Raw genomic sequence first — 14134 nt, 5'->3', positions numbered from 1 at the left:
AGGTGATTAGATGGATAAGGCCATTAAAGTCTCCCATGTTACTAAGAAGTATAAATTATATTCTTCAACTTCAGAGAGAATCTTAGATTTGCTTACTCCAAAAAGTTATGGTGAAGATTTCTTTGCTTTGGCGAATGTTAGTTTTGAAGCAGAGAAAGGTGATATCATAGGGTTTGTAGGAGTGAACGGTTCAGGAAAGTCTACTTTATCCAATATTATATCTGGAATAGTGCCAGAGACTACGGGTGAAGTTGAAGTAGATGGACAAGCAGCCCTCATAGCAGTAGCTTCAGGATTGAAAAATGACCTTTCAGGAAGAGATAATATTGAACTGAAATGTTTAATGTTGGGCTTTACTAGGAAAGAAATTGATTTACTTGAACCTAAAATTATAGAGTTTTCTGAACTGGGAAAGTTTATTGATCAACCCGTTAAATCTTACTCAAGTGGTATGAAATCAAGATTAGGTTTTGCGATTTCTATAAATGTTGATCCTGATATATTAATTATAGATGAGGCGCTATCTGTGGGTGATAAGGCATTTGCTGAAAAAAGCCTTAATAAAATGAAAGAATTTAAAGCTCAAGGTAAAACCATGGTTTTCGTGAGTCACTCTATTGGTCAGATGAAACAATTTTGTGAGAAGATTCTATGGTTAGATTACGGTATGGTAAAGGATTTTGGTTCGGCGGAGGACGTTTTACCACGGTATGAGAAATTTGTAGAAGAATTTAAAAAAATGAGTAATTCCGAGAAAAAAAAATTCCGAAAAGATGCATTAGAAAAACAAAAGGAAAGCCTTAGTAGCCTGTCACTAATATAACAAGAAAAAGATGCTTATGAATCATTCATTAAGCATCTTTTTTTGCGAATTTCATAGTAAACTTCTTCAAACTTCTCTACTCCAATGAGAAGGGAAAAGAATCTTCTGCTGCGCCGACTGGGCAACTAGTCAGCAGTACCTTTTTAATTAGTTAATTGAATCCACCTCGAGCATCAACCAGTAGTCCGTACACCTGACGAGTGATCTGATCAGTTCTTTAAAGTTACAACTTTCAAAGTTACGACGGGGTTGGTGTATGTATTTTCGTAGTAGCGAGCCGAGCAATTAAATGTGTTATTACAATTTTAGTTCGGTTATTTTTTGCAAATCTACACTCAGGAGGCATTTTACAAGTCTCTTTCCACGCCAAAGAGTTCATTTTGATTTCTTTAGATCTCAATAAATAATTTTTTAAAAAGTTTAACATCGTTCATTTCGTTATTGTGATTATAAAGCCAATTAGGAGCTCTTCAAATAAAGATGATAATTTGAAAATAAACTCATTTTCAATAGATTTCAGGATCAGTATTGTATTTTAATTAAACTCTTAGTGAACATGCAATAAATGCATGGCTTAAGGTATTAATTGTCGTTTTTAGACCAACCCTTTATAATATACCTGATACAATGTGCAAGGCAATAAAGCTAGTGTATATTTTTGTTAACTTTGTATTATTTTTTGTAAAAGCATGGAAAGGTGTCTTGTCATGGAAAAAAATCAGGCGTATGTTGAAATTAAAGGAATTCCTTTTGTAAAAATAAATAATCAACAATTGTTGCACGATCATTTATATCCTGGCATCGAAGCAAAGAAAAAGTTGTTTGTAGTTACAGCTAATCCAGAAATCGTAATGGCGGCAGAAGAGGATGAAGACTATAAACAAATCCTTCAGAAAGCGGATTATGTCATTGCAGATGGTATCGGTGTCGTCCTTGGCTCCAAGTTAATACGTCAGCCTTTACCTGAACGGATTGCTGGCTATGACTTGATGTATCAGCTGTTAGAAAAAGCGAATCATGATGGTCTAAGGTGCTATTTCCTTGGTGCTAAGCAAGATGTCCTGAACAAGGCTATGGCCAATATTAAAATTAAATTCCCAAATTTGGTTATTGCGGGCTCTCATCATGGTTATTTTGATATTAATGATGCTTCTGTCGCTCAAGATGTTAAGAAAACCGACCCTGATTTGGTCTTTGTGGGGTTAGGGTTTCCAAATCAGGAGAAGTGGATACACGAACATTCCAATCAGTTTAGTCAGGGGCTTTTTATGGGAGTTGGAGGAAGTTTTGATGGTTTAGCTGGTTATGTGAAGCGGGCACCGAAGAGCTGGCAAAAGTTGAATATTGAATGGCTTTATAGATTAATTAAACAACCATCACGCTGGAAACGGATGTTACAGCTGCCACGATTCATTTGGCATATCTTACGGAGAAAGTGACATTCTAAGAGCAAAGTGCGGTGGAGATTGGGGGATAAGGCTATGAAAGTTCTACATTTAAATGCAGGAAACGAAACTGGCGGTGGCATGAATCATATCTTATCTTTATTAAACAAATTGGATCATGATGAAGTTATTTTAGGTGTTTTAGAAGAAGGAGAGATGGTGCAGCGTGCTGATCAGTTAGGAATCCAAACTGAAAAATTTAAGCAAGCTTTTCCCTTTGACCTTTCAGTTCTTTTTCAAATAAAAAGGTATATTCAGCAAGAAAATATTGATATCATCCATACACATGGACCAAGAGCAAACGTACTTCTGAGGATGCTTAAATCTAAAATTTCGATACCTTGGGTTCTTACCCTTCATAGTGACCCCAATGATGACTTTATTGGCCATGGGATGAAAGGTGAGCTGTTTATGCATCTTCATAAGCGGGCGATCCGTTCTGCAGATCATTGTCTGGCCATTTCTGAGCGTTTTCGCACGAGACTTCTGCAAATGAACGTCCCCGATCATAAAATTACCACCATTTATAATGGCATTGATTTTTCAGTAAGACCTGAAGTAAACTTACAGAGGGAAGAACTCGGATTTAGGGAAGGAGATTTTTTAGTGGCTATGGTAGCCCGCTTTGAAGCAGTGAAGCAGCACGAGCTGGCTCTTAACTCTTTTGCAACTTTTCTTAAGCGAGAAAAGAGAGCTCATTTACTGCTTATAGGTGATGGCACGCTAGAAGATCAATTAAAAAGACAATGCAAAGCATTGGAGATAGAAGATCATGTACACTTCTTAGGATTTAGACCAGATGTGGAAGCTTTGCTTCCGATGATGGACTTGACTCTGCTGACATCTAAAAGTGAGAGTTTTCCTCTTGTGTTACTGGAATCAGCTAGGGCGGGGGTTCCTGCTATAACAACGGATGTTGGAGGTGTCGATAAACTTATCCCTTCCAGGAAATACGGTTGGATCATTGAACAGCCTGAGGCTGAAGTGATTGCAGGGGCGCTTAATCAAGCCTATTCCTTAAAAGGGATTGAGCTTGAATCGATAGGAGAAAGCTTCCGCGAATTTGCATCCAGTCGATTTTCATTACATCATTTTGCAGCTCAAGTAAATCAGGTTTATCATTTATTTCCCGAAATACCGACAAAAGTAGAGTGCAATGGATGAAGATTATAAATCACGGATGACAAAGGAAGGGAGGTTCCTTCATGGAGTTCAAGGCCTTTTTATTTTGCTTTATAGCTGTAATTTTATTGACACCTTTTGTGAAAAAATTAGCTATTTATATCGGGGCGACAGACTCTCCTGATTCTCGAAAAGTCCATAAGCGTTTAATGCCACGATTAGGCGGTTTAGCGATTTTCATAGGCGTGTTGCTTGGAGTCAGTTTGTTTATGCCGGAAAGTATGTACACATGGCCCATTATGGTTGGAGCTACAATTATTGTGGCCACGGGAATTATTGACGATATTTACGGGCTTGCCCCTTGGTATAAGTTAAGCGGCCAAACTTTAGCGGCTGTAATTGTGATTCTGAATGGTGTGGAAGTTGAATTCATTAATCTTCCTTATGGGGGACAATTAGAATTCGGAGTTCTTAGTTTCCCTATCACGCTTCTCTGGATTGTTGGCATTACTAACGCCATAAACCTTGTGGATGGGTTGGACGGGCTTGCTGCCGGAATCGCTGCCATTGCTTTATTAACGATTACAGGAATGGCTATAACGATGGGAAATTCTTTCGTTATGTTTCTCGGCCTAATGATGTTCGGGGCTACTTTAGGGTTTCTTGTGTTCAACTTTTATCCAGCAAAAATTTTTATGGGCGATACAGGAGCTATGTTCTTAGGGTTTATGATTGGTGTTCTTTCGTTACTCGGATTTAAAAATGTAACCCTCTTTTCTTTAGTTATCCCAATTATTATCCTGGGTGTACCAATATCAGACACAATATTTGCGATTCTTCGTCGTGCCATGACAGGACGACCCATAATGAAGCCTGATTCTGCTCATTTACATCACTGTTTGCTTAAACTTGGATACAGCCATCCTGAAACCGTAATTATGATTTATACGATGAGCGCTCTCTTTAGTTTATCTGCAGTGTTTTTCTCACAAGCCACATTAGTAAGTTCCCTGCTGATGGGAACGATTATCCTGATTACAGTGGAGTTAATGGTTGAAATTACTGGGGCGGCCGGTGAAAGATATCGTCCCATTTTAAACCGAATAGAAGCGTCCAGAAGTAAAGAGTAAAGAAGGTCTCCTGTAAAGAGATCTTTTTTGCTTTACTAGGTGATAAGGCATAGAGTAAACAACATGTTTAATGTGTATCTATGAAATTTATATTACCACTTAGTAAAATTTTGCTATAGTTCCTTCAAAACCTGACATACTGTGATATAATGTGAATATATTTTTGAATATTTTACATAAGTGGAGGTACATCTATGGAGGAAACGATTTCTCTGAAAGAGATTTTTGAAGTATTGAAAAAGAGAATTTGGATGATTATTGCAGTCACCGGAGGAGCTGCAGTAATAAGTGCAATTGTTACATTTTTTGTGTTAACGCCTACCTATCAGGCTTCAACCCAATTTATTGTTAATCAATCTGCGAGTCAGCAAGAGGAATCCCCGTATGATATTAACGATATACGTACGAATGTTGAACTTATAAATACTTATAACGTTATTATTAAAAGCCCGGCTATTCTTGATCAAGTCATTGAATCATTGAACTTGGATATTTCATCTGATGTGTTAAGTAACAAAATTCAAGTGGCAAGTGCTGAACAATCTCAAGTTGTTACAGTGACGGTCACGGATGAAAGCCGCGCTATGGCAGTTGAACTAGCCAATAGTACTGTGGAAACGTTCCAGGAAACGATTCCGGATTTAATGAGCGTTAATAACGTCAATATCTTATCTCCAGCTGAACAAGTGGAAAATCCACAGCCGGTCAGTCCAAAACCAATGCTTAATATAGCTATTGCCTTAGTAGTTGGTCTAATGGTCGGTGTCGGATTAGCTTTCTTACTTGAATACCTGGATAACACTGTTAAGACTGAGCAGGATATCGAGAAAACATTAGGTCTTCCATTAATGGGTGTTATTTCAACCGTATCAGAGGAAGATTTAGGTCCTGAAACAATGAATAGACATACAAGTAGAGCTTCAAAGGTAAGAGGTGAATCCGTTGGTACGTAAGTCAAGGAAAAAACAAGTTGCTATGAAAGCAAGAAAAATTATTGCTAACGATAACCCTAAATCTCCAATTGCTGAGCAGTATCGTACGATTCGAGCTAATTTGCAGTTTGCTTCTGTGGACAAGGAGCTTCAATCATTATTGATTACTTCTGCAGGACCTTCTGAGGGTAAGTCGATGACTTCTGCTAACATGGCAGCTGTTTTCGCCCAACAGGGTAAGCGCGTATTGTTAGTCGATGCTGATCTAAGAAAACCTACTGTTCATCATTCCTTTCGGTTAAATAACACAAAAGGCTTAAGCAATTTCTTAGTGGGCCGTCAGACATTGAAAGAAACCACTCAAATTACGGCTGTTGATAACTTAGATGTATTGCCTAGTGGGCCGATCCCACCGAACCCGTCGGAGCTATTGGGTTCCAAGGCCATGCATAAATTAATGATGGAAGCGCGTCAATCCTATGATTTGCTCATCCTAGATACCCCCCCAGTACTTGCTGTATCCGATTCACAAGTATTAGCAAGAGAAGTGGATGGAGTTATGCTGGTCGTTCGCAGCGGCCAAACAGAATTCCAGGCCGCCGAGCGAGCTAAAGAACTGTTAGAGCAGTCTAAGGCTAATCTCCTAGGTGTTGTATTAAATGATCGGGAGAAGAAGAACAGTAACTACTATTATTACTACGGTAATTCATAAGAGAAACGGAGCTGTGTGCTCCGTTTCTTTTTTGTTACAATTTTTTTACAATTCATTTGAAAAGGTTGTTGAATTGAGAAAGTTGAAGTAAGCTTACATTTATATTGTTTTTTTGAAAGGGGTCTTATACGTGTTTAAAGCAGATACGAAAAAAGCCAATCCCGGTAACATTGTAGAGTTTGAGAGAAACAATATACGTTTTAAAGGAGAGGTCCTCCCGAGTCAATGCCAACGATCGGTGATTGTAGATTTGACAATTATGGAGAATTTTGAAGAGATTGAATTTGATTATGAACGAACTGTAGTGGCTCACGAAAATTATCGGATTTTGTCGTAAAAAACAATTGCTTTTTAACAATCCTAGCTTATAATTAGGATAACAAACAACTTTCCCTGCAAAAAGCAAACTTATTGAAAAATAAGGACGCAAAGCTACGGGTCTAACGCCATCCCCGTATTTTATACATACTCCTAGAATGGTTATGGCGGCCGGGTTGCCTGAGGGTGAATGATGGAGGGAGAATCATTCATTGGAAAAGGTAGAGAGTAAGAGGAGTTTGGATGCTGATTGGATCGCTTTGATAAAGCAGGCAAGGGACATCGGCTTAACTAAAGAAGAAATTAGACAACTTTTTATGAAACGACAGATCTGAATAAATTGGAGGCTTCTCGCTGTAGAGAGGCCTCTTTTCTATTTCACGGCATGTTGATGTGAGTGCTCATTCGGGGCTCCCGCTGCCCTTCCCCAACTGTAAAATAAATGAAAATTACCCTGCTGGAAGTTTCACGATATGGTAAAATGGAATTAGTTTGTTCAGAAAGGGGGGAGTTTTGTGGGGGAGTGTCGAAAATGCGGAAGGGAAATACCTCCTTCGCAACAGGGATGTGAAGATTGCAATTCAGCACGAAAGGCAAAACAGCCGGCGGAATTTGCAGAAAATCATGAGTGGTTAAATGCTAGTCATTATTATAGTGATCATATGGAAGAGCAGCGCTCCTACCGTAAGAGAAATTGGAGAAAAATATTTATAACCGTTATTACGTTTGTTTTATTGGCAGGCTTTGCTGTTACGTTCTGGATGTACTTAACTAAAGTAACGTCCGCCCAGCACGTCGTTCAAGAGTTTGAAGAGGCTGTTAAAGAGGAAGATGCGAATCGGCTTGTGGATTTAGTCGCATTTAACCATGAAAATCAGTCGTTTAATGTGAAACAAGCTGAATTGATGGTCGACTATTATAACCAACATTCAGATCAGTTTGTGTCTACCTTGAGTTATTTACGGTCTGTGTCGGATGGAGAAGAGGATAGCAGTGGATCTAATTCAATCATTCATTTACAAAATCAAGGATCACAATGGCTGCTCTTTGATCAATATGCTCTGACATTGGATCCCGTTAGCGTAGATGTTTCGTCGAATGCAGAAAATGTAGCCTTATTTCTTGATGGAAATAAGATTGGGACGATAACAGGGAATTCAGTATATGAGTTAGCAGGTTTAACGCCTGGTTCCCATATAGTGAAAGGAATTGTTAAGGCTAACGGTAAAAAGCATGATGAGATTATATCGATTAATACATACCAAACATCCCAACCCGTCTCTCTAGAGTTTGAAAACATAACCCCGGAGGCTACACTTGAAAGTCTTTCTGGTTCTCTTGAAGAGGATTTAAAACAGGCAGTTACTGACCATGTGAAGGAATATGTTGCTGCTTACGAAGCGAAAGATATTTCCAAATTCAAACGAATGCAAAGTGAAGAATATTTGGAAGCGTCTGAAAATGAGATAGAAAAACTTGAAGAAATGGGCGCCGAATTTGAGGGAGAAGTAACGAAGATCGTTTTTGACTTAGGCAGTATGGAGATCACCAGCGAAGAAGGAAAACGTCCGTTTACTTCCACTATGTATGCGTCGATTACATTTCAATCAGGTTATTTTGATGAGAACGTAGACAGTTCAGAGAGGCTGAAAGAAGAGAACACTTATATTTGGAATTATGATCTCACTTATGATGATCAGGAAGACATGTGGCTGATCAGCTCAGGGACCCCTGTGTCGTCTATGAGAACGGAAGAAACAGAACTAGTGGAGTTCTAAATGTAAAAGGAGACTCACCTTCTAAAGGTGAGTCTTCTTTTTTATAGCTCTTCTTTACCGAGAATAAGGTAATTCATTTCTTTTTCCTCTATTTTGTTATAGCGTGGTGCATTGAAAAGATAGAAAACAATTCCAAGCAGGATCCACACACCGAGAACAATGTAGGATTCCTTACCTAAGGATGCCGGGGATTGTGGCACGAGCAGCAGGACTAGAAATCCAAGCGAACTGATCAAACCAATTAGTGATAACAGCTTTCTTCCTGGTGCCACTGTACTTGCATAGTGTGTATCCTTTTGTTTATCTGACCACTTGAATATCTTATACGCAGTGGCTGTACAGAAAAAGTAAGCAATTGCTACACCTGTTGAAGACATATCCACCACCCATAATAAGGCTTGTCTGCCGAACCATGGAGCGATTAAACAGACAATCAACGTGAACAAGATCCCGACATAGGGAGTGTGGTACTTTTTATGAAGTTTTCGAAAGGCATTAGGCAAGATGCGTGCCCGCCCCATAGCAAATGTCAGACGGCTTGACGAAATAAAGAAGCCGTTAAGACCAGTAAAAATACCCATGACGACAGCAATGGCGATGATAAATACGCCAGTCCGTCCCATATAACTTTCAATCGCATCACCAGTTCCCCATACAGAGTTCTGGGATTCGATTTGGGCAAGCAGCTCCTGCCACGGCATGACACTTGCTGTAACAAAAATCATCACAGCATAAGCGAGCCCTGCAGCTACCAAGGACCAGATGATAAGTCCGAAGGCTTTATTGGCCTCAAACTTAAACTCTTCCGCAGCTTGAGGGATGTTATCAAATCCTACATAAGCAAATGGAGCAATCGCTAAGATCGTCAATATAGAGGCGATAGCCGTTTGGTCAGGCAGGAAAGCAGGTGAGAGATTGGAGATGCTAGGTCCATCAGCAAAAATCGCACCTCCAGCCAGAAGTAAAATTCCAAAAATAAGGATCATACTAAAAACAAACTGGGTTCGTCCTGAAAAGCTAGTTCCTCTAATATTTAATAAGGCAAAAATAATTAAAGCCGCGCTTGCGATCAATACTTGGATTATGGAAACATCATAGCCTGCAACCGTATAAAGGTTGCCGATTCGCACAAATTCGGGAAAGAGGAATTTTGCTAATAGTGCAAGAGCGGAAGCATTTAAGGCAACGATACAAATGTATCCAAGTGTTAAGAACCAGCCTGCAAAAAAGGCCAGCCCCCTGCCAAATCCTATGTAAGCATAGGAAAATTCTCCGCCGGTAACAGGAAATTTTTCAATTAAAAATCCGTAGCTCACCCCGATCACCATCATTAGAACTGCACCTAGCAAGATCCCGATGATGACTCCTGCAGGCCCAGCCTGACTAATCCAATCTGGAGGAAGTACAAAAGCCCCCCAGCCAATGGCAGATCCAAAGGCAATAGCCCAGACCCAATGTGGTTTAAGTGAACGTTTTAGTTGTTGTCTTTCTTTTTCAGCCATGAAAGAATAAAGCCCCCTATGATTTTATAAAATTTCCGTCGTCTTAAGTATTCTGTGCAAATTTGAATATATCACTCTTCTCTGCATAATTGGATTCATTTCTCTTCTATTCACGAATTAGCAACAGAATAAACGTCCATACAACAAAACCTACTTCATGACGTTAGGATGAAGTAGGTTTTGCATAGCATTTGTTACATTGCCATTCATTTTGACGATATTTCCCGGGGAATAATCAAATTATCGTATGGAGTTGCTGGAATCTTCCCGGTCATCACCGGCGAATGCGTTATTATTGGAAGACTGGTTTACTCCTAAATGAGCTTGCAGGGAGTTCTGAACATTTAACAGGCTAGTTTGGTTTACTTTGTAGTACCATACTCCATCAATGTAAGTACCTTTTCCGTTAAGCTGCATTTCATCAAAATCCAATCCATCCTGCTGGAGAACATAATCCTTATACGCTGTCATCTCAGAGAAGGTGAGGTTCGTTTTTAGGTTATTTCCAATCGATTCAATTACTTTACTGTAGTTAGTAATGGATCCAGCTTGAGAGGCTTTGTCGATGATGGCTTCTATCATTTGCATCTGCCTTTCACCACGTGCTAAATCACTGTCATATTGACGGGAGCGTACTAAAGCCAGTGCTTCTTCCCCTGATACGGTTTGTAACCCTTCTTCTAAGTGAATTGAGCCTTCGGTGTCTTTACTATTTTGCTCCGTTAAGGCAAATGGAACGTTAAATTTAACTCCGCCAAGGGCATTAATGACTTCGATAAACGAGTTGAAATTCAACCGAACATAATAGTCAACCGGAACATCCAAAAAGTTTTCTACTGTTTTCACCGTTGCATCTGTTCCGCCAAATGCGTGAGCATGTGTAATCTTGTCGCGATACCCTACTTCTGGAATATAGACATATGAATCCCGTGGAATGCTCAATAATTTAATCGACTTTTCTTCGTCGTTAAAAGTGGCCAGCACTAAGGCGTCGGAACGACTCGTATGTCCAGCCGGATTACCATTGGAGCGAGTTTTACTATCATCAACGCCAATGAATAAAATAGAAGTATTGTCAAATTCAGGCTGTACTGATTCTGTACGCATATCGGATTTTCCGCCGCGCTCTAATGTATCATGCGATTCTTTAGCTACTTCCCGTGCCTTGTCTGTTAGAAAAGCTGCATATCCCACTGTAGCTCCTACAAATATAAGCAGGACGGCACCGAAGGACCATAAAAATATTTTTAATTTACTTCCTTTCATAACTAATCTTCCCCTTTAAAAAGTAACAATTCTCAAAAACATCCATTTCACAAAGAAATGGGTGTGTCAGAATAATTGCATTCTCCGTGGCAAACGTATGCTTGTCCACTTGTTAAATTAGTGATCCAGGTTTCGAATGCTTCGATTTGATTGGTTTCGACTTTCACGTCTAGCTCAACTTTTTCCAAATATTGAATGTCATCTAAATGATAGCTGGAATTCCTGATCTCATTTTCCACTTTACCGAGCTGTGTGTAGTCAATGGAGACTTTCATTGTTTGCATAAGCTCTCTTTTGACGACCCCTGTCGATTTAATGGCTTCCGATGTTGCGCTGGAATAGGCACGAATTAACCCACCTGCCCCAAGTTTTGTTCCTCCAAAATAACGAGTGACCACGACGACGGTATCCTTTAGTCCCATCTTTTTAAGGACTTCAAGAATAGGTACACCTGCTGTCCCGCTTGGTTCACCATCATCATTGGCTTTTTGTATCAGGTCGTGTTCCCCTATCATATAAGCTGAACAATTATGAGTAGCATCTTTATATTGTTTCTTCATATTTTCTATGAAGGTTTGAGCTTCTTCCTCTGTTTCACAACGTTTAACATGTCCGATAAATCGAGATTTCTGTATGGTAAGCTCTTCTGACCCTTGATGATTTACGGTATAATAACTTTCTAACATGGTTTTGGTTGAACCTCCTAAGCTTTTATTATATAACGAATTTATAGGTATGGGCAAATATAGATAAAACAGGAAAAGAGAAAAAATATAGTGGTTTTACACATAACCCCCACAAATTGACGTAGGTCGATCGAATGAGTATGTGAATATTGATGGAGGAGACTTGTTATGAACGAGAATGGATCTGGGAATAAAGCACTCGACTATGTGATCAGGGAAATGGTCGATACGGTTACGAATAGTAAAGATGAAATTTTCCAGATTGGTGAAGACTCCCGAAGCGAATTTGAGAAACTGAACAAAGAGCTACTCCGTATCAGAGAGCAGGTTACTGACTTAATTGATGATGGAGACCATCTTGAGCAAAAGGTTCGGTCGTCCAAAAAACGTCTCTCGGAAGTCAGCAAGCAATTTCAACAGTATTCAGAGCATGAAATTCGTAAAGTTTATGAACAAACACATTCCTTGCAAATGGATTTATCCATGACGAGGGAGAAAGAAAAACAACTGAGGCTCAGGCGTCAGGAGATTGAACTTAGACTGCGTAACCTGGACGACACGATTCAGCGTGCAGAAGCTTTAGCGGGCAAGATTTCTATTGTGTTGAACTACTTAACAGAAGACTTCAAACAGGTGACCAATGCTTTAGAATCCGCTCAGGAAAAACAGGAATTTGGTTTGCAGATTATTGAAGCACAAGAGGAAGAACGCAGAAGGCTGTCCCGGGAAATTCATGATGGACCAGCACAAATGCTGGCTAACGTGATGCTTCGTTCTGACTTAGTGGAGCGGACATTCAACGAGCGGGGGATTAAAGAAGCCCTTGATGAGATGAAAAATGTTCGTAAACTTGTGCGATCCGCGCTCTATGAAGTGCGTCGTATTATTTATGACCTTCGTCCAATGGCATTAGATGATTTAGGTTTGGTGCCCACCTTAAAGAAATACTTAGCGACAACCGAAGAGTATAATGACATCAAGATTTCCTTTACTTCGATAGGAAAAGAGAGAAGACTTGAAAGTAAGTACGAGGTTGCTTTATTTCGGCTGATTCAAGAAGCTGTTCAGAACGCTGTGAAGCATGCAGAACCTTCTAAGATTCACGTAGCCATAGAAATGAAGCCGGAGAACGCGAACATTTTAATTAAAGATGATGGGAAGGGCTTTGACCCGTCTATAAAAAAAGAGAAATCCTTCGGCCTCATGGGTATGCGGGAACGTGTAGACATGGTGCACGGGGAATTGAAAATAGATTCCTCGAAAGGTCAAGGGACCATCGTCATGATTCAAATTCCAATTACTAGTTAATCTATAATTCAACTATGTAAAAAGACTTGAATCGTTTATAATAGGAATAGGATTAGGGTAATGAACGAAAACATATTAAACAGAGATAAAATAAGAGACGATTTCCATTCGTATTCTACCGAACCAGAAAACAATCGAATGTATTATTAGGAGGAAGATTCATGACGACAAAACTAGTCTTGATTGATGATCATAAATTATTCCGTGAAGGCGTAAAGCGTATTCTCGATTTTGAAACGAGCTTTGAGGTAGTTGCCGAAGGGGACGATGGTGATGTAGCTTTAGACCTTATCGAAGAGAATAACCCGGATATCGTATTGATGGATATTAACATGCCTAGTATGAACGGTGTGGAAGCAACAGCGGAAATTACTAGTAGATACCCAGATTTAAAGATCATTATTTTGTCGATTCATGACGACGAAAACTATGTAACTCATGCCTTGAAAACAGGGGCGCAAGGCTACTTGCTAAAAGAAATGGATTCCGATTCACTCATCGAGGCCATTAAAGTTGTGGGTGAAGGCGGTTCTTATTTACATCCAAAAGTGACTCATAATTTAGTCGCTGAATATCGCAGGCTGTCTGAAACGAAGGAAGGTAATGCTTATCGTGCGATTGAGTACAGAAAGCCACTTCACCTTTTAACTAGACGTGAATGTGAAGTATTGCAGCTCCTCGCTGATGGAAATAGCAACCGTGGCGTAGCTGAGGCGCTGTATATTAGTGAAAAGACAGTAAAAAACCATGTCAGCAACATATTACAGAAAATGAACGTAAACGATCGTACGCAAGCCGTTGTAACAGCAATTAAGAATGGCTGGGTGGAAGTTGTATAAACCAATAAATAAAGGATCTGAAGCAATTTTGCTTCAGATCCTTTATTTATGTGTAGGAAACTGAAAACGGCCGATGGTTTTCTTGTGGTGAAAATATATTATTGAGGTTTCGCTGGGATTCCGAGATGTAGTGCAATCGATTACGAATTATCTTAATAGGATAACACCGTTTTTTCTATATTGTAGATGCAAAGGATGATCCCTTGATGTAAAATGTAGGTAAAGAATAATGAGACAAGCTATACATATATTTTAACAATAGATTGGAGGAGA

14 protein-coding genes and 1 riboswitch are annotated in these 14134 nt (G+C 39.5%); of the genes, 11 read left to right on the top strand and 3 right to left on the bottom strand.

Annotated features, from left to right (window positions below):
* The first annotated feature begins 10 nt into the window (after nt 1-10).
* From tagH to P9989_RS15665, 9 genes are all read left to right on the top strand, one after another.
* On the top strand, nt 11-823 hold the full coding sequence (gene tagH / locus P9989_RS15705) for a teichoic acids export ABC transporter ATP-binding subunit TagH (protein WP_283075808.1): 813 nt from the start codon (nt 11-13) through the stop codon (nt 821-823).
* 707 nt (nt 824-1530) lie between these two features.
* Nucleotides 1531-2262, top strand: coding sequence for a WecB/TagA/CpsF family glycosyltransferase (locus P9989_RS15700; RefSeq protein WP_283075807.1), 732 nt, complete (start codon nt 1531-1533; stop codon nt 2260-2262).
* A 42-nt stretch (nt 2263-2304) separates the two neighbouring features.
* On the top strand, nt 2305-3432 hold the full coding sequence (locus tag P9989_RS15695; RefSeq protein ID WP_283075806.1) for a glycosyltransferase family 4 protein: 1128 nt from the start codon (nt 2305-2307) through the stop codon (nt 3430-3432).
* 41 nt (nt 3433-3473) lie between these two features.
* Entirely contained in the window at nt 3474-4520 is a 1047-nt protein-coding gene (locus P9989_RS15690; RefSeq protein WP_283075805.1) for a glycosyltransferase family 4 protein, read from the top strand.
* A 194-nt stretch (nt 4521-4714) separates the two neighbouring features.
* Nucleotides 4715-5473 carry a YveK family protein gene (locus P9989_RS15685; protein WP_283075804.1) on the top strand — a complete coding sequence of 253 codons (759 nt, stop codon included), beginning with the start codon at nt 4715-4717 and terminating at the stop codon, nt 5471-5473.
* Nucleotides 5463-6164 (top strand): CpsD/CapB family tyrosine-protein kinase, encoded by a 702-nt coding sequence (locus P9989_RS15680; RefSeq protein WP_390304900.1) that lies wholly within the window; start codon nt 5463-5465, stop codon nt 6162-6164. The genes P9989_RS15685 and P9989_RS15680 overlap by 11 nt, the downstream gene beginning before the upstream one ends.
* A 130-nt stretch (nt 6165-6294) precedes the next feature.
* Complete coding sequence (locus P9989_RS15675) at nt 6295-6501, top strand: YkvS family protein (protein ID WP_283075803.1); 207 nt, start codon at nt 6295-6297, stop codon at nt 6499-6501.
* Nucleotides 6502-6555: 54 nt separating this feature from the next.
* Nucleotides 6556-6666: riboswitch (cyclic di-GMP riboswitch) on the top strand.
* 28 nt (nt 6667-6694) lie between these two features.
* On the top strand, nt 6695-6817 hold the full coding sequence (locus P9989_RS15670) for an anti-repressor SinI family protein (RefSeq protein WP_283075802.1): 123 nt from the start codon (nt 6695-6697) through the stop codon (nt 6815-6817).
* 180 nt (nt 6818-6997) lie between these two features.
* Nucleotides 6998-8260: a TcaA second domain-containing protein gene (locus P9989_RS15665; RefSeq protein ID WP_283075801.1), complete on the top strand. Its 1263-nt coding sequence runs from the start codon at nt 6998-7000 to the stop codon at nt 8258-8260.
* Between the two features lie 41 nt (nt 8261-8301).
* Here the strand turns inward: P9989_RS15665 and P9989_RS15660 are convergent, their stop codons facing one another.
* The 3 genes from P9989_RS15660 to P9989_RS15650 form a co-directional block, all read right to left on the bottom strand.
* Nucleotides 8302-9762 (bottom strand): APC family permease, encoded by a 1461-nt coding sequence (locus P9989_RS15660; RefSeq protein WP_283075800.1) that lies wholly within the window; start codon nt 9760-9762, stop codon nt 8302-8304.
* A 240-nt stretch (nt 9763-10002) separates the two neighbouring features.
* Nucleotides 10003-11028: an LCP family protein gene (locus tag P9989_RS15655; protein WP_283075799.1), complete on the bottom strand. Its 1026-nt coding sequence runs from the start codon at nt 11026-11028 to the stop codon at nt 10003-10005.
* Between the two features lie 47 nt (nt 11029-11075).
* Entirely contained in the window at nt 11076-11714 is a 639-nt protein-coding gene (locus P9989_RS15650) for a YigZ family protein (RefSeq protein ID WP_283075798.1), read from the bottom strand.
* A gap of 168 nt (nt 11715-11882) precedes the next feature.
* On the opposite strand from P9989_RS15650, the gene P9989_RS15645 reads away from it, so the two are divergent.
* Nucleotides 11883-13022, top strand: coding sequence for a sensor histidine kinase (locus P9989_RS15645; protein ID WP_283075797.1), 1140 nt, complete (start codon nt 11883-11885; stop codon nt 13020-13022).
* Between the two features lie 161 nt (nt 13023-13183).
* Nucleotides 13184-13861 carry a response regulator gene (locus P9989_RS15640; RefSeq protein WP_283075796.1) on the top strand — a complete coding sequence of 226 codons (678 nt, stop codon included), beginning with the start codon at nt 13184-13186 and terminating at the stop codon, nt 13859-13861.
* Nucleotides 13862-14134: the final 273 nt, after the last annotated feature.

Source organism: Halobacillus naozhouensis (genome assembly GCF_029714185.1).
GTDB classification, from domain to species: Bacteria; Bacillota; Bacilli; order Bacillales; family Halobacillaceae; genus Halobacillus_A; species Halobacillus_A naozhouensis.
This window is presented reverse-complemented; position numbering and strand designations above follow the sequence as displayed.